Origin of the sequence: Neobacillus mesonae, from assembly GCF_023715155.1 — a bacterium.
Taxonomy (GTDB): domain Bacteria; phylum Bacillota; class Bacilli; order Bacillales; family Cytobacillaceae; genus Neobacillus; species Neobacillus mesonae_A.
On sequence record NZ_JAMBNQ010000035.1, the window covers coordinates 24,646 to 46,167 of the forward strand.

The 21,522-nt window shown below is 38.9% G+C and carries 20 protein-coding genes; 6 read left to right on the forward strand and 14 right to left on the reverse strand.

The genetic code is table 11. The annotated features are described in order from the left end of the window. Nucleotides 1-30: 30 nt before the first annotated feature. Entirely contained in the window at nt 31-1,011 is a 981-nt protein-coding gene (locus tag M3183_RS21050; protein ID WP_251472723.1) for an MBL fold metallo-hydrolase, read from the reverse strand. Between the two features lie 219 nt (nt 1,012-1,230). Next, nucleotides 1,231-1,464, reverse strand: a complete 234-nt coding sequence (locus M3183_RS21055; protein ID WP_251472690.1) for an SDR family oxidoreductase — start codon at nt 1,462-1,464, stop codon at nt 1,231-1,233. Between the two features lie 39 nt (nt 1,465-1,503). On the opposite strand from M3183_RS21055, the gene M3183_RS21060 reads away from it, so the two are divergent. Then, the gene (locus M3183_RS21060; RefSeq protein WP_311315395.1) at nt 1,504-1,755 is read left to right on the forward strand and encodes a TetR-like C-terminal domain-containing protein; all 252 of its coding nucleotides are present in this window, start codon (nt 1,504-1,506) and stop codon (nt 1,753-1,755) included. A gap of 212 nt (nt 1,756-1,967) precedes the next feature. Here the strand turns inward: M3183_RS21060 and M3183_RS21065 are convergent, their stop codons facing one another. After that, on the reverse strand, nt 1,968-2,213 hold the full coding sequence (locus M3183_RS21065; RefSeq protein WP_251472691.1) for a hypothetical protein: 246 nt from the start codon (nt 2,211-2,213) through the stop codon (nt 1,968-1,970). Between the two features lie 445 nt (nt 2,214-2,658). On the opposite strand from M3183_RS21065, the gene M3183_RS21070 reads away from it, so the two are divergent. Then, a complete protein-coding gene (locus tag M3183_RS21070; protein ID WP_251472692.1) occupies nt 2,659-3,579 on the forward strand; it encodes a hypothetical protein in 921 nt (306 codons plus the stop codon). 157 nt (nt 3,580-3,736) lie between these two features. Here the strand turns inward: M3183_RS21070 and M3183_RS21075 are convergent, their stop codons facing one another. From M3183_RS21075 to M3183_RS21085, 3 genes are read right to left on the reverse strand one after another with little or no spacing between them, the layout of a single operon-like run. Then, nucleotides 3,737-4,348 carry an FMN-binding negative transcriptional regulator gene (locus M3183_RS21075; protein ID WP_251472693.1) on the reverse strand — a complete coding sequence of 204 codons (612 nt, stop codon included), beginning with the start codon at nt 4,346-4,348 and terminating at the stop codon, nt 3,737-3,739. Between the two features lie 13 nt (nt 4,349-4,361). After that, nucleotides 4,362-4,880: a spermidine/spermine N(1)-acetyltransferase gene (paiA, locus tag M3183_RS21080; RefSeq protein ID WP_251472694.1), complete on the reverse strand. Its 519-nt coding sequence runs from the start codon at nt 4,878-4,880 to the stop codon at nt 4,362-4,364. An 18-nt stretch (nt 4,881-4,898) separates the two neighbouring features. Then, the gene (locus M3183_RS21085; protein WP_251472695.1) at nt 4,899-5,351 is read right to left on the reverse strand and encodes a MarR family winged helix-turn-helix transcriptional regulator; all 453 of its coding nucleotides are present in this window, start codon (nt 5,349-5,351) and stop codon (nt 4,899-4,901) included. A gap of 182 nt (nt 5,352-5,533) precedes the next feature. Here M3183_RS21085 and trmL point away from each other — a divergent pair, with 182 nt between their 5' ends. Further along, complete coding sequence (trmL, locus tag M3183_RS21090; RefSeq protein ID WP_251472696.1) at nt 5,534-6,004, forward strand: tRNA (uridine(34)/cytosine(34)/5-carboxymethylaminomethyluridine(34)-2'-O)-methyltransferase TrmL; 471 nt, start codon at nt 5,534-5,536, stop codon at nt 6,002-6,004. A gap of 88 nt (nt 6,005-6,092) precedes the next feature. Here the strand turns inward: trmL and M3183_RS21095 are convergent, their stop codons facing one another. The 4 genes from M3183_RS21095 to M3183_RS21110 all read right to left on the reverse strand — a co-directional run bounded on the left by M3183_RS21095 (nt 6,093) and on the right by M3183_RS21110 (nt 10,949). Then, on the reverse strand, nt 6,093-6,737 hold the full coding sequence (locus M3183_RS21095; protein ID WP_251472697.1) for a hypothetical protein: 645 nt from the start codon (nt 6,735-6,737) through the stop codon (nt 6,093-6,095). A 308-nt stretch (nt 6,738-7,045) separates the two neighbouring features. Continuing rightward, nucleotides 7,046-8,362, reverse strand: coding sequence for an MFS transporter (locus M3183_RS21100; RefSeq protein ID WP_251472699.1), 1,317 nt, complete (start codon nt 8,360-8,362; stop codon nt 7,046-7,048). Continuing rightward, nucleotides 8,347-9,687 carry an ArgE/DapE family deacylase gene (locus tag M3183_RS21105; protein ID WP_251472701.1) on the reverse strand — a complete coding sequence of 447 codons (1,341 nt, stop codon included), beginning with the start codon at nt 9,685-9,687 and terminating at the stop codon, nt 8,347-8,349. Before M3183_RS21105 ends, M3183_RS21100 begins: the two co-directional genes overlap by 16 nt. 17 nt (nt 9,688-9,704) lie before the next feature. After that, on the reverse strand, nt 9,705-10,949 hold the full coding sequence (locus M3183_RS21110; RefSeq protein WP_251472702.1) for a M20 family metallo-hydrolase: 1,245 nt from the start codon (nt 10,947-10,949) through the stop codon (nt 9,705-9,707). Between the two features lie 233 nt (nt 10,950-11,182). Between M3183_RS21110 and M3183_RS21115 the strand changes: the two genes are divergently transcribed. Beyond that, nucleotides 11,183-12,589 carry a sigma-54 interaction domain-containing protein gene (locus M3183_RS21115; protein ID WP_251472703.1) on the forward strand — a complete coding sequence of 469 codons (1,407 nt, stop codon included), beginning with the start codon at nt 11,183-11,185 and terminating at the stop codon, nt 12,587-12,589. A gap of 75 nt (nt 12,590-12,664) precedes the next feature. On the opposite strand, the gene M3183_RS21120 is transcribed toward M3183_RS21115, so the two are convergent. The 4 genes from M3183_RS21120 to gabR form a co-directional block, all read right to left on the reverse strand. Next, nucleotides 12,665-14,101: a sodium:solute symporter family protein gene (locus tag M3183_RS21120; protein WP_251472704.1), complete on the reverse strand. Its 1,437-nt coding sequence runs from the start codon at nt 14,099-14,101 to the stop codon at nt 12,665-12,667. A 225-nt stretch (nt 14,102-14,326) separates the two neighbouring features. After that, entirely contained in the window at nt 14,327-15,304 is a 978-nt protein-coding gene (gene speB / locus M3183_RS21125; RefSeq protein WP_251472705.1) for an agmatinase, read from the reverse strand. Nucleotides 15,305-15,450: 146 nt separating this feature from the next. Then, nucleotides 15,451-16,860: a sigma-54 interaction domain-containing protein gene (locus tag M3183_RS21130; protein WP_251472706.1), complete on the reverse strand. Its 1,410-nt coding sequence runs from the start codon at nt 16,858-16,860 to the stop codon at nt 15,451-15,453. 137 nt (nt 16,861-16,997) lie between these two features. Continuing rightward, the gene (gabR, locus tag M3183_RS21135; protein WP_251472707.1) at nt 16,998-18,404 is read right to left on the reverse strand and encodes a MocR-like transcriptional regulator GabR; all 1,407 of its coding nucleotides are present in this window, start codon (nt 18,402-18,404) and stop codon (nt 16,998-17,000) included. A gap of 122 nt (nt 18,405-18,526) precedes the next feature. Between gabR and gabT the strand changes: the two genes are divergently transcribed. Together gabT and M3183_RS21145 are read left to right on the forward strand one after the other, a co-directional pair. Beyond that, nucleotides 18,527-19,828 (forward strand): 4-aminobutyrate--2-oxoglutarate transaminase, encoded by a 1,302-nt coding sequence (gabT, locus tag M3183_RS21140; RefSeq protein ID WP_251472709.1) that lies wholly within the window; start codon nt 18,527-18,529, stop codon nt 19,826-19,828. A gap of 28 nt (nt 19,829-19,856) precedes the next feature. Next, a complete protein-coding gene (locus M3183_RS21145) occupies nt 19,857-21,248 on the forward strand; it encodes an NAD-dependent succinate-semialdehyde dehydrogenase (RefSeq protein WP_251472710.1) in 1,392 nt (463 codons plus the stop codon). Nucleotides 21,249-21,522: the final 274 nt, after the last annotated feature.

Consider the following 21,522-nt stretch of genomic DNA (forward strand, 5'->3'; position numbering starts at 1 on the left):
TAAAATGGGGGCGGGTACATGGAACTTTTATTAGTCAGCCGAATAATGCCAAACCCCATCAATCATTTCCCGGCGAACCTTCCCTATCACCTCCAAGTAGTCCAAATGTCCAATGACTCTGGACATGACCAGCGGGAATTCCTTTAAGTAGGTTTCATTATAATAAGCTTTTGCCACCTCTGCAGCTGTCGTGCTGCCGGCTTGGATTAATTTTAAGAATTTATCCGCCTTTTGCTCAACCTCGTCCATCCTCATCTGTGCCGCTGCCTTAGGATCTTCAATCAGCTTTCCATGTCCCGGTAACACTAGTTCCGCGCCTATTCCCAGCACCCTTTTCAATGAATGATAATGGTCATAAACGGTCAACATTCGAATCCCATCAGCATCCGGCTCCACCAGTGCATTGCTGGATACATGTTCCAGCAATAAGTCGCCGCCGAACAGCCAGCCGCATTCTTTTTGATAAAACGCAATCTGATCAGGTGCATGACCAGGAACGTAAATCACATCGAAATCAAACAGCTGATTCCCTTCAATTTTACAAATGGCAGCCTCTATTTTTTTATCCTTATTTTTTTGCAGTGCTTTCTGCAAATAAGCGATTTGTTTTTCCCCCTGCTCTTTGCAGCCCATTTCCTGATAAAGCTTAGAGAAAAACTCAATTCGCATCGATAAAAAATCTTCTTCTCTTTTTAAACGGGGAATGGCCAATGAGTGTGCATAAACGGGAATTGGATGGTCGTTCACTATTCGGTTTACCAGGCCAACGTGATCGATATGATGGTGGGTGAGGAGAATTCGGTTTATATCCTGAACACTCCATCCATGGTCATGTAATACATTCTGTATGGCATTCCAGCATTCATCGTTATCAAATCCAGCGTCAATGAGAGTCAGTGAATCTTCAGTTTTATATAGAAAAAAATTTACCGTTTTTAGTGATGATGGAACAGAAACAATGATAGGAATTACTTCGATGCCATTTTTCTTCAATTGGTACAAGATTTTCACTCCTGATATGTTCATTTTTATATATAAATATAAGTAGTCAGTATTTACTATGAATCTTTTATTCGTCATTTAACTTACATGTCCTGCAAAAAGTGGAAAATTAATTGTTGAATATTGGAGAAAAGAAGGGCGATTTGGATGAAAAAAAGACGGCTCTCGCACTTTCCTTACACTAAGTAATGAAAGTACCAAAACCGTCCTAATGCTTCATGAAAAAAATTAACGAGATGTATAACCTGCATCCACATGAATAGTGGTGCCGGTAACATAGGAAGATGCATCAGAAGCTAACCATAAGCTTGCCTGTGCAATCTCTGATGCCTTGCCAAAGCGGTTTAATAAGCTTAACTGTGGTGCATATTCTTCTTCTGTGAAGCCAAATTGTTCTAATGCTCCGCGAAGCATTGGGGTATCAATCGCTCCTGGTGCAACAGAGTTTACGCGGATATCCAAGAAAATGCAAAGCTATATAAATTATTATTAAGTGATCATATTCAAGTAGATTTTCGTTATAAAATGGCGAAGGCAATAGAACAATTGTTTATCCAGGAATATGAGTATGTTCTCCAGGATGAATCATCACTAGATACAAAGTGGCTGTATGTCTACCGTGCACATGGTATCGCAGGGGTCATTATTCGCTGGATAGAAGAAGCTTTCCCCGAATCGCCTGAGTACATGTCTAGACAGATATTAGAACTGATGCTGACTGCTGCAAAGGTTTTTTATGTGAAAGATATTTAGGAGGAGACGGGAGTACTTTGGACGAGGTTCTTTCCTTCTATCTGCACTGAAGAGAGGACCAAGTACACTTAAAATTTCCCTACAGCCCCTAACGCGTATTGGAGGGAAGTGGGATACTCCTATTGCATCTCTTTTATAAAATGGGGACTAAAGAGAGCCTATTCTCTTTAGCCCCGCCATCTCAATGATTTGAACAGCTGCCAAATATCAGCCTAATTCCACTCAGTTCGTTCGCTTACAGGTCCTTTTTGATTCGGCTGGGACGCTCTGCTGTACCGATCTGCATAGAAGTTGGTTTGCGCTGATATCGCATCTGTGTCAAACTCAGAAGCAAACTCCGCATCATAGTTTGAGGTTTTGGGAGTCATTGCTGCTTGAATCCCCTCCGCCCCGCTAACATTTCCCATCTTATTGGAAGTACCATTCAGACCAGTTTTATTTGCTTCATTATTTGACATAGCCATCCTCCCATTGATTTGTTATGAAAAATATAGAAAGGCTTTTCTATACTCTTCGTTGTATAGTTTAAGCAATTTCTGGATTTTTATTTTTCAATCATAGGAAATGATAAAAATTGTATCCTTTCTCTAATTTCTCATCGAATTGTCATTCACATCGCTAGGAACTTTCTATTTTGACATAAGATGCCCGCTCTGTTTTGCCTAAAATAAGTGATGACAATACTTTTATTTTCTGTATATTATTGTTAAATAGTAATTATCATAATATAATCTAGTAAGAAAAAAATGGTACATTTGACCCATTAAAAAATGGTTATTGTCCCAAGAACAATGAGTGCCCATTGCAATACTTTAAAGGTGGTGGTTTGTAAGCGGTAAGGTTCAGCGGCGGCTCAACATTTGTTTTAGATTTTTTAGAATACATACTGGGGGAAAAGATGGCATGAAAAAAATAATGACGTTGGTTCTTTTAGCATCCTTATTAAGTGGATGTGCGAGTAACAAGGAGAGTTCTACGGCTGCAGCAGCAAAAGCCAAGCAGACTGCCGGCAGCAATGTAACTGAACAGGCAAATGAACAGGTCTCAGAACAAAAGGCTATTAAAATAGCAAATAACGTATATGATGACCTTCTTTCAGCGGCTCAAAACGATGATTGGGAGCAGTTTAAAACACTTTATGATACGAAAATGGATGAATCCCTTGTTACACAAGACTTTGACTTTTTCAAAACAAAAATTAATCAAGGATTAAAAGAAAAGAGAGACACCCAAATTTTATTCCGCACACAGGATGTAATTGGTGCTAGTATTTTTGAATATACTGCAATCCATTCCGATAATCAAAGGAATTTTTCATCCTCCGATCAAAAATTATACTTGAAGAAATTTAATAAGGATTGGAAGATTTCCCAGTCTTCCGAAGTACAGGAAGCATATAATAAGGAATTCATTCCTTTGTTAAACGAAAAATACGGAGAAGAATTTGTGAAGAATGGATTTGTAAATGGAAATCACGCTCTTTACTTTAATAAAGTTTTTACAAACGATATTGATGTTTCACTTTATAAGTCTAAGAAGAATCCGGATCAATCATTAGATGTAGAATTGGCTATTTCAAACGGACTAAATCATGATATTTTTGATGTCAATTTTAAAGAATTATTGATTAATTCAGGGAAAAATCAAACTCCAATTGCAGATTTAGCCGGTTATTCTTTAGGTGCAAGCCGTATAATCTATTCCAACAAGATCACCATCATTCCATTGAAAATTAAATCAAGCGATTTATTGGTCCCTATAGATCAAATTGATTTTACCCAAATGGGAATCAAACAATCCAATCAATATCAAAATAGAGATTAATAATCAATACAAAAAATGGGGCTGGCAAAAAAGTCAGATTCCTGACCTTGAACGGCCCCTATTGATTACTACTCCAGGTATTTTTTTCGAAAGTTCGAGAGAGCTCTTCTGCGCTTTCGGTGCCCTCAGGGACTAAACAGGCCGCATTAAATAAATGTTACTTGTTTAAATTCTTCCTCATCAGAGCTGCCACTTCCAGGTTATCCTGTTGAGCCGTGTTTTCCAGGCTTTGGATAACTAACTCTTGTCGTTCCACAGGGTGATTTTGGCTTAATTTCGCTTTTGCTTCTATTTTTGTGATGTTTATTTTGAATGGTACAATTCCCTTATTCATTCCTTCGAGAAAACTCGGTTCCACTTCATTTAAATGGTAAGGACTATCTGGACTTTCATATTTATTAACTAAGTCATTTAACGAATCGAAGATCACTTTTTTATCTTCGATTATTTCCATCTTCCCATATACATGGATGGCCACATAATTCCAGGTAGGCACGGCTTTCATGGTTTCGTACCAAGAAGGTGAAATATAACAGTGCGGGCCTTGGAAAACTACTAGAACCTGCTGGTTTTCAACATCCTTCCATTGTTCGTTTTGACGGGCAAAATGGCCATATAATGCATGTTCCGATTTATTTAATATTAGCGGCAGATGGGTCGCGTATGGTTCCCCGTTATGCTGAGAGAATAAAGTGGCAAAGCCGTATTTTTCAATCACATCGTACATTACTTCTTCATCCTCGATTTTAAAATGTTTAGGTATGTACATCATAATCCCCCTTTTAGCTGAGTGTTTTAGTCATGATCAAGTCCGTTTGTTCTTCATCCCCCATATAAAATGAGTGGGCTCCAGTCTGAACAAACCCTAATTTTTTATAAAAAGCAATGGCATTTTCATTTTTTTCCCACACGCCCAGCCAGATTTTCTTTTTATTGTGTTCCATCGCCATTTCTATCGCTTTATTTAGCAGATATTTGCCCAGCCCCTGTTTTTGAAATGGGCTCTTTATATAAATCCTCTCGATTTCAAGTGATTCATACCCCATCTTTTCAGACTGGGCATCATCGATATTGAGCTTTAAATAGCCAGCGGCTTCACTGTTAAAATAAACAAAAAAGAATTGTGAAGAAAGATTAGATACTTCTTTTTCTAATTGTTTTAAGTTAAATGCTCTTTCCAAATACGCATTCATATTTTCAGGTGAATTCTGATTTTTAAATGTCTCATGAAATGTTTCACAACTCATTTCCTGAAGCAATGGTAAATCTTCAAGGGTGCACTTTTTTATATTTATGGTCATCTAAGCAGGCCGCTCCTTTCAATAATTCCTCTTGTTTCCCTTTTTGACAAATTCCCAGTCTTTTTCTATATTTTTTCTTACTCTTTGAAGAAGATTAAAAATGGTTTCTGCTTCGCTTTCGGAAAATCCAGCTAATGCGACGCTATTGGAAAAATCATGTTCTCTTTTTATAAAAGGATAAACATTATTCCCTTTCTCTGTTGGAAAAAGCCTCTTGATTTTTTTGTTATGCGGGTCGTCTTTTTTTTCAATAAAGCCATTAATTTCAAGCTTTTTGATTGCACGAGCTGCTGTCGTTCGATCTACTTTTATCATCTCAGCTGCCTTTTCTTGAATGATTCCCGGGTTTTCACAAATTCGCACAAGGTACAAATACTGTCCTTTTGTAAGGTCGTATTCTTTAAATTCTATATTACTTATTGAATCTAGCGCCTTGGCGATCATCCCGATTTCTCGAAGAATTTCCTTCATATTAACTCCTTGGCACATAATTTGTTGCAATTGCAATAAAAGTGATTTATGTTAAGTTTAACTAGTTTTTGTTGCATATGCAACAAAAACCAAGAATATTCTTTCTCTGCACTGTGTGTGCTCATCCTTACAATCTGTATGCTATAATTTGAAGGGGAAAATAAAGATAGAGGTGACCATTCTTGGCAATACATGTTGTATTATATCAACCAGAAATTCCATCTAATACTGCAAATATTGCACTTACTTGTGCCGCAACCGATACAGCCTTACATTTAATCCGGCCGCTTGGCTTTTCAACCGATGAAAAAATGCTAAAACAAGCGGGTATCGATTATTGGGATTCTGTCAACATCACGTATTATGATTCATTGGATGACTTTTTTTCAAAAAATCAAGGTGAGTTTTACTATATTGAGACGTTTGGTGAAAAAACACATTCATCCTTTGATTTCAGTGATGGAGCAAAGGAACATTATTTTATGTTTGGAAAAGAAACAACGGGTTTACCAAAAGATTTAATGGATAAAAATAAAGATCACTTTTTAAGAATACCGATGAATGATCATGTTCGTTCCCTAAACCTTTCGAATACAGCGGCCATTTTGGTATATGAGGCTTTACGCCAGCAGGGATATCCTGATTTAGAGTAAAATCTTCCTTCTCGGGAGATTTTTTTAGTATTACCAGTGCATATTCAAGTAAAAACCCCTTAAGCAGCTGTGCTGGTAATGAGAGGAATTAAAACTCTTTCCCCCATTCATCATCTAAAATGACACCATTCTCATCGATATATTCCATCATAACTGAACCATGCTTCAATTGATTTTCGCTTTTTAAGAAAGATATGAACTCATTCACCATTTTTTCATCCCCGCCGCTTCTTTTTCGGGGAACAGTAATCCGGATGATCGGTGCAACATCAAATTCCTTATAGCTTTTAGGATGGACAGGGTTAATCCCCAATTCCTGCCCCATTTTATCATTGGTAAAGGTAACATGGAAATCAGCCGCTTTTCCAAGCTTTTCTTTCACAAAAGGACGTATCTCCGTTTCTACATCATCCGCCCATTTATCTGCAATGTATGTATCAACCATTTGTTCTGTTTCATCATCATAATAAACTAGAAATTCTATATCATTCTTCTTATCCCTCACCTTGGCTGCATATTCAAATCCAAAGTTCCCCATATTATCATACAGCGTGTCATAGATTTCGAAGTTATCATTATACCGCCCTTTTAAATATTGCTCTGCTTGAACCTTTATCTTTTCCTCTTCATCATGATCAGGCTTCATCTCTAGTACAAAGACAGCTGCAAGCAGTCCCATTCCTAATACGAGAACACCCGCAGCACCAAGTGTAATTTTTAGAAATTTAGTCAAAACATCTCCTCCCTCATTTACTACTTTACCATAAAAATCCAATTGGTATAGATAGGTTTTTGATCTTGTTGTAGAAGGAACTGTGAGCCATTAAATGCCGCCGCTCAGGGTACGAAATGAAGAGATTCTGGTGTGTATACTATTTCTTGGAGCTGTTTGATGAAAAAAAGAGAAGACGCTCTATCATAAAATGTACGCTTTTTTGCGGCAAACTACATTTTACAAAGAGGCCTTCTCATGGAAACTGTTATAACAAAGAAATTTAATGAAATAAAGAATACAGAAAACCTTTCTTTTTGCGCGCTTAATTAACTAGCTTTATCCATATCTATTTGATTGGGTGTCTTTTTTAACATGGAAACCGCCACAATTGAAATAAGACAAGCGACAATAAGATAGATACTGATAGGAACCGTGCTATTAAAAGTATTTAATAAGTACACACATAATAATGGAGATAAACCTTGGATTGCGGCTGAAATTTGATAACCTAATGATGTCCCGCTATACCTAAGATTGGCTGGAAAACACTCTGCAATTAGTGCCGCCAAAGGTCCATACACTGTTCCGGCACCAATAATAGATAAGCACATTCCTAGAACAACCAATACTGTTATTTTTGTATCAAGCAGCCAGAAGAATGGGAATGCTACCAATATGGTCAATATACTTCCAACCAAAAATACAATTTTCCTATTATATTTATCTGATAAATGTGCCGCATAGAGAATCACAATGATCTCGACTATCGCTACTAACAAGATAGCATTCGTTAGGAACTGTTTATCTAAATGCAGCTGTTCTGTCCCATAGCTTATTGCAAAGGTAGTAAAAATATAGAAAGGCACTCCTTGTGCTAAACCTGCAAAAACAACCAAAAATAATGCTTTAGGATATTTTTTAAACACTTCTATAACCGGTTTACTTGCTAGACGATTTTCTTTCTTCATTTTTGTAAATTGAGGAGAATCCACCACTCCACGCCGGATAATAAAGCCGACTATTACAAGCACAAGACTAATTAGAAAGGGAATTCTCCATCCCCAAGTATTAAAATGATCTCCAGTTAAAAAGATTGTAAGGGAGATCACTCCTGAAGACAGAAGCAGTGCAATGGGGGATGCTATTTGCGTCATGCTTCCCATTATGCCTCTGCTTTTCTTAGAACTCCATTCAACAGAGAGTACAACGGAACCTCCCCATTCACCCCCGGCCCCAAAGCCTTGGCAAAAGCGTAGAAATACTAACAAAAATGCTACAATAATACCTGCATTATCATATGAGGGCAATAATCCTATAAGCGTACTGCTGATCCCCATTAATAGAAGAGTCGTGACTAGTGTGGCTTTTCGTCCAATTCGATCGCCAAAATTACCGAAAAAGGCGGCTCCAAGCGGCCGGGCAAGGAATCCTATAAAGAGTGTTGTGAAGGATTGCAGTAACCCGATATAGGGATCTGAATCTGGAAAAAACAAATGTGGAAATACCAAAGCTGCCATCGTTCCATAAATATAGAAATCATACCATTCAATGGTCGTTCCAACTACACTGGCAAGGGCCGCTCTTCTAACAAGTTTCTTTCTCTGTTCTTCAGTAAGACTATCGTGATTTATAACTGTTGACATCTTTTCTCACCATCCCTTTCATTAATATTCTTACTATCTTCACTATAACCGCACCACTTCAGCAGAAATGCTGCATATGTTTTGGTCACCCTTTTGACACTGTCAAGGTCCACCCATTCATTCGGCGCGTGAAGCCCTTCTCCTGTCGGGCCATAGCAAGTGGCAGGAATGTCATAGTATAGGTTATAAAATCTAGCATCCGTTGTAGCAGTGAAAGAACCAAATTCCAGTGGTTTTTCTTCAATGGCCATATGTGCCTCGTTTAAAACATCAAACACCTCTTGATTCGGATCTATTGAAAATCCTTCCGCATGAAATCCGTAAAATGAAATTTCCGGCGGATTTTCCCTTAACCATTCATCCTTTTTTGCAGCAGCTAACAAATAGGCCTTTAATTCATCCTTTACATCCTGAGGGTTCACCCCCGGCGGAAATCCCACTCTTGCTTCAACCGTACATTCGGAAGGAACAGTTGACGGCCAATCGCCTGAATGGATTTTCCCAATATTAATGTTGTATGGATGCGGGTGTTCAGCAAAATCCTTGTGCCTTTTCCGGCTGTTTAATTCTTTCTCATAATCCAAAAGAGCCTGGATCATTTTATAACTTTCCATAATGGAGTTTACTGCTTGGTCAGCCTTTTCTGTATGTGCACCTAAACCTTTAACTTTTATCCTGACCCAAATCACGCCAACTTGAGCGGTCAGTGCTACTTGTCCCAATACAGGTTCGGGAATAAGGGCCGCATCTGCTTTAAATCCTTCTTCTATCGCCGCAAGCGCGCCATTTCCCGTACATTCCTCTTCTGTAACTGTTTTGATAATGACGTTGGATGAAAGCTTGATCCCGACATCTCGCACCGCTTTTAACGCATAGATCATAGCAGCCACACCTGATTTCATATCAGCTGTTCCACGGCCGTACATTTTATTTCCTACGATTTCGGCCCCCCACGGATCATGCTGCCAAAACGAAACAGGTTCTGGACTGACAACGTCTATATGCCCTTGAAAGATAATACTTTTTCCTTTCTTGCCGCCTTCTGAACGATATTCGCCAATGACAACAGGCCTGCCATCATATGACCATTCGGGTTCCGAGTAACCGGGATGTGAGGATAGCTTTTCGGGATTGGGGATCACTTTTGATACAGATAAATCCAGCTCTTTTTCCAAAAAATCAGCGATAAAGTGTTGGATAGGTGCTTCGTTGCCAAGCGTCGAGGGGAATTGACAAAGCTTTTGTAAAAAAGAAACCTCCTCATCCCATAAAGCATCTACTTTCTCTAGCACTACATTTGTTACATCTTGGTTTACCTTTTCCATTTCCTTTCCTCACTTCCTTACCATTCTTTTTTATTAGCTAACCTAATAACAGTGTCAAATAATACCTGAACACCTTTATCGATATCATCGGACGTACTATATTCTTCTTCGCAATGACTTACCCCGTTTACACTCGGAATAAAGATCATTCCAGTCGGTGCCAGCCTGTTTAAATATTTCGCATCATGCCCGGCTCCGCTCATCATTTTTAAAGAAGAATATCCATGTTTTTTAGCAGCTTCTTCCGTAATCTTTAGAATGTCTTCGGAAAAAACTTCCGTTTCCTCTTTATTAATTTCCTTGATACTGATTTCCATTTCTTCTAAAAAGGTCATGGTCGCCAATGATTCCTTCAGCATTGTGGTAAAACGTTCCCTCACAAAATCATCGGGATGGCGTATATCGACAGAAAACACTGTTGCTCCCGCGATTGAATTAATGACATTTGGGGAAGCGTTGATACGGCCCACAGCGATAAGCAAATCAGGAACTTTCTCTGCTAGTTCATAAATTTTAGTGATTAACTTTGCAGTGTGCAAAACCGCATCCTTTCTTTTATGCATCGGGGTTGTGCCAGTATGCGACGTCTTTCCATTAACAGAAACCTCCAGCCAATTCATCCCCTGAATGCCGGTAACGATACCGATTGTTTTATGGTTATCCTCTAAAATAGCACCTTGTTCAATATGAAGTTCCAGATAACAAAAGATATCTTTTGGACGGTTTTCTATCGATCCTTGATAGCCTATTCGGGCTAATTCTTCCCCAAAGGTAAAGCCATTTTGATCTTTCGTATTCATCATCAACTGCTTATTAAAAACATGAGCGATGACTCCTGACCCCAGCATGGATGGTTCAAATCTGGCGCCTTCCTCATTGGTAAAATTGACAATTTCAATCGGCCGTTCCGTTTCGATACCATGATCATTTAATGAACGGATCACTTCCAGCGCGCCCAAAACGCCTAAAATGCCATCAAACTTTCCGCCTTTTGGCTGTGTATCCAAATGCGAACCTATTAAAACGGGAGCCAATCGATTATTCTTCCCTCCGCGGCGGCCATACATATTGCCTAAATCATCAATCCTTACCTCTAAACCGCTTTCATTCATCCATTGGAAAAATAGATCTCTCATTTCTTTATCTTCATCTGTTAATGTAAGTCTGCAAAGCCCGCCATTTGGGAGCATACCAATTTCCGCACTTTTTTCGATGGTTGCCATCAAACGCCCAGAATGTATGCGATCTGCTTGTTGTTTCACCCCGCCATCTCCCTTCTATCAAACTATTATGCAAGTATCGTGCCAAATGATACGCAAGGCTCATTGCCGTAAACAACGGCATTACCCTATTTTACTATTGCAAATTTTATTAATATTTTGGTAGAATTTAATTAAAATCGATTCAGTCGAGTTGGTATCGACTCAGATTTATCTAAAAAATAACACTGCTTTCATCAATCCGAATCGAAATAGACTCAAAAAGGAGGCTATAAATGGAGCAATTACTGAAAATGGCTGGAAGTCACCCTCAATTTTTTCTAGATATACTCAATTCCATTAATGATTCCATTTATATTGCAGATAAATACGGAAATACTCTATGGATCAACCATACAAGTGAGTTAATTTGCCGAGTTCCAAGGGAGAAATTAATAGGCAGGAATGTAAAGGAAGTGGAGAAGGAGGGAATTTTTACCCCCTCCGTGATCAGGCTTGCCTTAGAATCAAACAGCACTGTAAGTACTGTTCAGGAAGTCGGTGATGGGAAATATATCACTTCAGGCCATCTGGTTAAAGACCAGAATGATGAAGTGATTGCAGCTGTTGCCCATGGCCGTGATATAACGGAAGCGGTAAAAACAACATCCCAATTGAAAGAGACACAAGAACTGCTTGAAAAATACAGTCAGGAAATTAGAAAGCTTACAGTCCATTCCGAATTAAAAAGTACCCCAGCGGAAAAAAGTCTTCTTTTAGACCCATCCATCGAAAATTTAATTGAAAAAATAGCAAAAGTGGATGCAACTGCTTTAATAATCGGCGAAACTGGAACAGGCAAAACGGTTGTTGCTAAAAGAGTCCATTTATTAAGTAAACAACATAAGGGACCCTTTATTCATATCAACTGTGCTTCCATACCTGAAACCTTAATAGAATCCGAGCTGTTCGGCTATACGAAAGGTGCGTTTACAGGGGCCCATTCCGCCGGCAAGGAAGGATTAATTCGGGCGGCAGACGGAGGTACATTATTCTTCGACGAAATTGGAGAAATTCCATTAACTCTCCAGGCAAAACTCTTACACTTTTTGCAAACAAAAGAATACCTTCCAATTGGTGCAAGAGAATATCATAAAGCAAACGTCCGCGTGATTGCTGCTACAAATAGAAATTTGGAGAAGATGGTTGAAGAAGGTTCATTCCGATCAGATTTGTTTTACCGGCTTAATGTTCTTTCTATTAAAATGCCGCCGCTCAGGGACCGAAAAGAAGAGATGAATAGTTTCACCTCGTATTTTTTACAGCATTACAATGAAAAATATAACGTAAAAAAAACCATTACACCTAAAGTTTTGGAAATCTTTCAAACCTATCACTGGCCTGGAAACGTTCGGGAACTGGAAAACTTAATGGAAAGACTGGTCATTTTATCCGAACAGGAAATAGATGAAAACGATTTGCCGCATAAAATGCTGGAAAACACTAATTTAGCCATTTCAATGGAACTCTCCCTGTCAAATGCCTCTATGCCTCACCTTCTGGAATCGATGGAAAAAAAGATGATTCTCGATGCGTTACAAAAAGAAAATTCGACCCGAAAAGCAGCAAAATTTTTGGGTGTCACCCAATCCCTGCTCATGAGACGTATCCGGAAATATGGGATTCAATTACAAGTTGAATAATGAAAGGGTGCCAGGCGATTGGGGAATTGCCTGGCACCCTTTTTGGAAACTTCTGGGTGGTGCTGACACCCACAGCTATTTTGCAGAATCAATATAGCTCGTTTCGCTGCCCACGTCTCCAGTATAATCAGATACTTGCTTTTCCTTTGCTTGACTGGATAATGAAATGACTACCATTGAAACCACACTTACAGCAATTCCGTAAAGGATTGGATTTGTGGATGTAATCCCTTCGAAAGCGAGGCCGATAAGAATCGTAATCGAACTGAGAATGATAGAGTAAAATGCAGCATTTGCCGTCGCCCTTTTCCAGAAAAAACCTAAAACAATAGGTACAAAAATCGCACCAGATAGTACAGCATACGCCACATCAAGAGCAACAAGAACGTCCTGGATCCAAAGTGCAAAGATGATGGTAACTACCCCGATAATCGTTGTAACGATCCTTGAGAGCTTTAAAAATTGCCTTTCATTTATATCTTTGAAATAATATTTCTTTAAAATGTCATTGGTAATCAATGTGGAAGAGGCCAGCAATGTGCCTGAAGCCGTTGACATCAGTGCTGATATGACACCTGCAAGTACCAGTCCAAGAACCCCATTAGGAAGGATCTCTAATGCCATGCTGGCAAAAGCGTTTTGAGAATCCTTAAGATCTGGGAGGACAATAAAGGCACACATCCCGATTATACTTACAGCTAACCCGTAAAAAATACTATATATTCCCGCAAAGACAGTTCCGGTACGGGCAACCTTTAATGTTTTTGCGGTAAACACCCGCTGCCAAATATCCTGGGCCACTACCATTCCAAGACCAAATAATAAAAAGTATTGAAAAATTTGTTTTAAACCAATATTAGTGAAACTAAAATAGCCTTCCGGCAGTTTTGAGGCAAGTCCACTCCAGCCTCCTGCACTGGAGATTCCCAGCGGCATCATGACGAAGAAAACTCCAACCGTCATAACGATAAATTGTATGATATCTGTCATCGTAACAGACCACATTCCGCCCAGAATGGTATAGAACAGAACAATTCCTCCGCCTACAAGCATCGAAGTGGTTAAATTCCAGCCTACTAATACGTGTAAAATGGTTCCCATCCCAATGACTTGAGTCACAGATACCATCATGTCATAAATGGCGGCAACAAGTGCACTGATTAACTGTGATTGTGAATTAAAACGTTTTCCTAAAAACTCACTAATGGTCATTACTTTGAAAGATGTAATTCGCTTAATAAGAAACAAACCTAAAAGCATAATGCCAAAACCTAACATAAAAACGAGCCAGACACCGGAAATACCGTAATTATACCCGAGTGATGTTGTTCCAATTGTGGAAGCACCCCCAAGAATAACGGCGCCCAGACAGCCAAAATACATAAAGAAACCAAGGTTTCTACCGGCTAAAATGTAGTCTTCTGAGCTTTTGGCCCTTTTGGCCCCAATAATTCCGACAACTATAAGTACTGTAAAATAGACAAGGATAATTAAAACGTCCATTAAATTCATCGAATTACCAACCTCCCAATTTATAATTTCTGGAACTTGTTTCATTAGCTTTATGGCCCATGTAGATACCACAAATTTGAACCTCTAGAAAATCATGATCTATTTTGAATAACTTTTGGACACTTTCTATCATTTCTAAAGTAATATTTATATAATAGAGAAGATTGCAAAAAAACTAGAGATGGAGATGATCATTTAAATAGATCATCTCCATTTTTATCCTGGTTACCGAGCTGAATCTGATGAAGTATTGACTAATGACAATTGACGTTTTTTCTTTAATGCGGTCAGGGTTATCATTTCGAAAATCACTGCAGAAGCTAAAACTGCCGTAATTTCCCCGCTATCATACGTTGGAAGGACCTCCACTAAATCAAACCCAACTATATCGAGCCCATCTAAACCTCTTACATATTCCAATGCTTCATAGCTTGTCGGTCCGCCAATCTCAGGTGTTCCTGTTCCTGGGGCATAAGCCGGATCAACAAAATCAATATCAAATGTGACAAAGACAGGACGGTCACCTACGCGTTGATGGATTCTCCGAATGACTTCTGAATAACCAATTTTTCGAACCTCTTTCATTGGTATAACTTCAAACCCTAATTTTCTTGCATCCTCAATATCATCTGCACTGTATAGCGGGCCGCGCATACCAATCTGAATAGAATGATCGACATCCAGCAATCCTTCTTCTACTGCCCGGCGGAATGGTGTCCCATGCATATATTTCTCACCATAATAATGGTCCCAGGTATCACCATGGGAATCAAAATGAACCAGAGCTACCGGACCATATTGTTTGTGAAATGCACGCAAATTTCCAAGCGAAATCGAATGGTCTCCTCCCATAATAATAGGAGTTATGCCTTTTTCAAGAATGGGTTCAAGCTCCTCCCCCATTCTATCGTAGGTCCGATGAATATTCCCCGGAATGACATCGATATCTCCGTAATCCACACCAGAGCAGTAATCAAAAATATTGATATCCATGTCGGGATTATAGGGACGGAGCAGGACAGAAAAGTTTCTGATGTGCTGCGGGCCATAACGTTGTCCTGTACGATTGGAAGCTGCTGTATCGAAGGGTACACCTAGTACAACAAAATCCACATCGTTTGTGGTCTTAATTTGCTCTAATCGCATAAAGGTGCGAACACCGCAAAATCGGGGTGATTGAGATGAATCTTTTGGTTGATACATAACGAGGACCTCCATTTTTTAAAGTTTCTATATTAATCTATTGCAAAAATCGTGCCAAAAATAAACGCCAGAAACTTCAGAAAAAAAAAGGAGGTCTAATGCAATGTTGCATTATTTTCCAAAAATAATTAATGCGTTTTTGCATTTTAATGCGTTTTTTCATTAATTTTGTACTTTTTTAGTTTCCTGACAACGTTTGACTGATTTAAGCCAAGATATGCTGCCATTTCGTAAGTTGTTTTACATTGTCTGGAAGCCCTTTTTAACCATCTGATTTCCACTTCTTCTAGTACCTCTTTTAATGTTTTCCCCCTTTCTTTCAATTCATCAATATGCAGGCTGTCTAATGTTTCCGGATGTGCATTTTGAAAATAAAATGGCAGAGAATCAGGGAGAATGGTTTTTCCTTCTGATGTAATGACCAGCCTCTCAATCATATTTTGAAGTTCACGGACATTTCCCGGCCAGTCAAAGGAGACCAATTCGTGAATCGTTGTTGGGTGAAAAAATTTATTCGTCTTATATTTTTCATTGAATTTATTTAAATAAAAATGGGACAACGTGACAATATCTTCTTTTCTTTCTCTTAATGGAGGAATGATAATGGTGATCACATTAAGACGATAAAAAAGATCTTGGCGGAATTTTCCCTGTTTAACCATCTTCTCCAAGTCCTGGTTCGTCGATGCGATTAAGCGAAAATCAATATTCTTTGATTTCACCCCTCCTACACGAGTTATTTTTTTCTCTTGCAATACTTTCAGCAGCTTTGCCTGAACAGAGAGAGGCAGCTCACCAATTTCATCAAGAAAAAGGGTTCCTTTATCTGCAAGCTCAATGAGTCCAGGCTTTCCTTTGTTATTCGCTCCTGTAAATGATCCTGCTTCAAATCCGAACATCTCTGATTCAAATAATGACTCCGGTATAGCCCCGCAGTTGACCTCAATAAAGGCTTCTTCTTTTCTAAGGCTTTCTTTGTGAAGGGACTGGGCAAATATATTTTTACCGACGCCGGATTCTCCAAGAAAAACAACGCTGGCGTCAGTTTTTGCTATACGCTGTATAAGCTGCCAAATCTTTTGCATCGATTTACTTTGAAAGACTATATTTTCCATACTTAATTCTTTTTCTCGGAGCTGTTGAATTTCTGACTGATATTTTGCCATCTTTGTACTTAATTCTTCATAGTCCTCTTTTAAATTTTGGATTTCCGTTAAATCATGTGAGAAACTAATGACCCGGATAATTTCCCCAAATTCATCGAATACAGGAATACCTGTCGCCATCACCGTATGTCTGGTTGTCGTATTCTGCATGATCTGAACTTGCTTTCGCTGCTTTAATACTTCTATCGTTACGGACGGTGAAAAAATATTACTTTTTTCAAGTTCAAACACTGATTTTCCAATTAAAGAGGAAGAATCTGTTCCATATATGGATAGGCTGTTTGGACTTGCTCTTAACACTATTCCATTTCCATCCGTAATAACAATGTTATCCGTCGAGAATTTTACAATTGCATCAAGTTCAATCTTTTGAAGTTCAGACTTCTCCATTTTCCCACCTAACCTTACAGATAATAATTTAATAGTCTTCAATCAGATCCTGGCACTCAATTAATATTTTCCGGCAAATTTCTGTTCCTCTTTTTGAATATCCAAAATTTCTAGCGTGACATCCGCCAAAACGTTTATCAAAAAACCTGATACAACCGCTCAACTGCCTCCGGGATGTTTTCCTCACTAATATTGGCAAACCCCAGAACCAAATCAATTCGATTTTTTTCTTCAAAGTTATCTTTTAACATAAAACGTCTCATGGAATAGACTTCAAGCTTTATTTCCCTGGCTCTCTCTTCAATTTCCTGATAGCCTTTTTCAGAATGAAAACGGGCAAGAAAATGCAGGCCTGCAGGAATATCTTCGATTTGGACTTTTTTGCCAAAGCGCATTTGAAGATGTTTGATTAAAATTTTTCTGCGCGTTTCATATTGGTGATTCATCCGCTTTAAATGTTTTGTATATTCACCGCTTTCAATAAAATAGTGTAATGTGTATAAAATAAGCGAATTGCTGGGCTGCATTAAATCATGATAATTCTCCCGGTATTCCCTTAATAATTCCGGGGGTAATACCATATAGCTAACCCGCATACCCGGCAGCATGGTTTTCGAAAAAGTCCCCATATAAATGACACGATGATGACGGTCTAAACTTTGCAGGGAAGGAATATTGTCGGTCTCATATTTAAATTCACTGTCATAATCATCCTCAACAATATACCTGTCATTCGTTTGAATCGCCCAGTTTAACAGCTCGATACGCCTTGAAATCGGCATAATTCTCCCGGTTGGAAATTGGTGTGATGGTGTGACAAACACAAAATTTGCGTTTGATGCTTCTACTTCTTCCATATTGATTCCCTGCTCATCTAATGGAATAGGAAGCACCTTAAAATGCATATTCCTTAATAAATTATAATTACGGGCATAGCCGGGATTTTCCATAGCGATAATTTTTTGTTTATCCTGTATCGCCATCAGCTGCCGAACGAGTAACTGAGTACCTGCTCCAATAATAATTTGTTCCGGCTCGCAATGGACTCCCCGCGATAAGGCAAGCATGCGGCATATCGTTTTTCTTACTATATAGGGACCCTGGTGATGGGTAATTTCCGATAACTCTCTTTTGTATTGTTGGATTGCCTGCTGCTGCTGCTTCATCCATTCCTTAAAAGGAAAAATGGATATATCCGCCGTCATATGGGATAAAGAAAGCCATCCCTTTTTATCCATCCATTCTTCTTTTAAATCATCAGGTAATTTATTTTTGATAACATCCTCTTTTTCAATAAATTGAGCAATATTTTCCACATAGTAGCCTTTTCTTTCAACCGTATAAATGTATCCTTCGGCGAGCAGCTGTTCATATGCATTAGATACAGAGTTAACGCTTACATTTAATTCGTCAGCTAACACTCTTTTGGGAGGTAATTTTTCATTCGAATGAATTTTTTCATTCAAAATACTTTCCTTAATACCCTGGTAGATTTGTTTGTAAATATAAGTAGAATCGGTATTCCTGTCTATTTTTATAAACATTTCAAACACCTCTGATCTTTCTGGTACCAAAGTTTTTTGTTTTTTGGTACTTTTCATTATATCAGACTTTCAGGATACTATTATTAAAACATTATTATAAATCTGAAAAGGGTGGGTTCGTGATGACAGTTTCTTATTTATCCACAAAGGAATTACAAGAAAAGAGAAAAAAATATGTCCCTAAAGGCGTAAGCAACGGCAATTTAAATTTTGCAGCTCATGCTTCCGGTGCAACTGTTACAGATATTGACGGAAAAGAATGGATCGACTTCGCCGGTGCCATTGGTACGCTGAATGTCGGCCATACTCATCCAAAGGTAACGGAAGCAGTAAAAAATCAAGTAGATAAATTTTTACATCCTGGTTTCAACGTTATGATGTATGACGGTTATATTAATCTAGCAGAAAAATTATGTGAAATCACACCTGGTGATTTTGATAAAATGGCGATTTTCTTTAATTCAGGAGCAGAAGCAGTTGAAAATGCCATCAAAATTTCCCGGCGGTATACCAATAGACCTGCGGTCGTATCATTTGTCCGCGGTTATCACGGCAGAACGAATTTAACCATGGGAATGACAAGTAAAGTCAAACCATATAAATTTGGATTTGGCCCTTTTGCGCCGGAAATTTATCAAGCTCCATATCCTAACATGTACCATAAACCAGCCGGCATGACGGACGAAGCCTATGTCGACCAAGTGATTGAAGACTTTAAAGATTTCTTTATTAGTACAGTAGCTCCTGAAATGGTTGCCTGCGTCGTAATGGAACCCGTTCAAGGAGAAGGCGGATTTATTGTTCCACCGAAGAAATTTGTGCAGGCTGTAAATGAGTTCTGTAAAGAGCATGGTATTGTATTTGTATCTGATGAAATTCAAACAGGCTTTGGACGTACAGGTACATTATTTGCGATTGACCATTTTGATGTTGTCCCTGACTTAATGACGGTTTCTAAGTCTTTAGCTGCGGGTCTTCCGCTAAGCGGGGTTGTAGGAAAAGCTGAAATTCTAAATGCTGCCGAACCTGGTGAACTGGGGGGAACCTATGCAGGAAACCCGGTTGCATGTGCTGCAGCACTAGCCGTTATTGATGTAATCGAAGAAGAAAAATTAGTTGAAAAAGCTGAAATTCTTGGTCAAAAGTTTGAAGCAAAATTGCGTGAATTGGCCGGTAAACATGACTATATCGGGGATATCCGCCGTTTAGGAGCAATGGTTGCTTGTGAAATCGTTGAAGACCGTACAAGCAAACGTCCAAACAAAGCCAAAACATCGGAAATTGCCAAATATGCAAACGAAAATGGGCTCCTGCTGCTGACTGCAGGTATTAAGAGCAATGTCATCCGATTCCTGGCTCCATTAGTGATTACAGATGAAGAATTAGAAAAAGGGCTTGCTATTCTAGAAAAAGCATTTCAATAATACCAAATGCGTATAGGAGGGTAAAAAAATGGGGAATGTAATACTCGTCAAAAATCCGGCGACAGGCCAAGTGGTAAAAGAAGTCCAAATCAATACAGAAGAAGAAATCAATCAAGCAATAAAAGCAGGACATGACAGCTTTAAAAAATGGGCAAAAGTCAATGCTCATGAACGCTCCCGCTTATTATCCAAGTGGTCTCAAATCATTAAGGAACATAAAGAAGAAATCGCTGAGATTATGACACTGGAGAACGGAAAACCTTTGTATGAATCATTGGGTGAAGTTGATTATGCTGCAAGTTACATTGATTGGTATGCGGAAGAAGCAAAAAGAATTTATGGGCGTACTGTCCCTGCTTCAACGGAAACGAAGCGGATCGTAGTCAGCAAACAGCCGATCGGGCTGGTTGCAGCGATCACACCATGGAATTTCCCGGCAGCCATGATGACAAGAAAAGCTGCTCCTGCTTTGGCAGCCGGCTGTCCATTTATCGTAAAACCTGCTGTAGAAACACCTTTAACGACTATAAGATTAGTGGAGCTGGCACATGAAGCAGGTATTCCTGAGGATGTCATCCAGTGTGTCAATGGATCTGGCTCTGTCGTTGGCAGAATTTTTACAAGCAGTGAATACATCAGAAAAATTACGTTTACAGGCTCTACTCCGATTGGAAAGCAATTAATAAAAGAAAGTGCCAATACGGTAAAACATGTAACAATGGAATTGGGCGGCCACGCTCCCCTTATCGTCGCCGAAGACGCTGATCTTGATTTTGCCGTTAAGCAAACGATCGCCACGAAGTTTAGAAATGCTGGACAAACATGTGTATGTGCGAACCGGATTATTGTCCATGAAAATATCGCCGAAGCCTTCTCGCAAAAATTTGCGGATGAGGTCAGCAAATTAAAAGTGGGGAATGGTCTTGATCAAGAAACCCAAGTAGGACCAATCATTAATGAAAAAGGTTATGACAAAATTGTGGCCCAAATTCAGGATGCGGTTGAAAAAGGAGCCGAAGTTTTAGTTGGAAATCAATACAACGCCGATAAAGAACAAGGCTATTTCTTTGTTTACCCTACCGTTTTGACCAACGTCAAGCAGGATATGGTGATCATGCAGGAAGAAACCTTCGGACCTGTTGCACCTATCATTACCTTTAAGACCCTTGAAGAAGCTGTAGAAATTGCCAATAGCACCCCATTTGGACTCGCAGCCTATTTCTTCACAAATAACTATAAAACAGGTACTTACCTGCATGATCATTTAGATTTTGGAATCATTGGCTGGAATGATGGTGCCCCATCCGGTGCTCATATCCCATTCGGAGGAATGAAGGAAAGCGGCCTTGGACGTGAAGGCGGCATCGAGGGTATTGAACCATACCTGGAGACAAAATACTTGTCGGTTGGTAATTTATAAAATAAGAGATTCTATTAAAACCATTGCAGAGCTTATACGTTTTCTGCAATGGTTTTTTGATGTTTACTTTTTGTCGATAGGCTGACTCGAAGCAAATTCTTTCAATCAAGCTTCTTAACACTTACATTGATGTGACTCTAGGGTCTTGTTTTTCTTAAAAAAGGGCTTTCCATACTTTTAGTAATTCCTCGTGTTGTTCCATAACAACTCCTTTATTTGCTGATATGATTTCCATTTGTCAGGTAAGTTCCACCCTCATATTATTTTTATATAT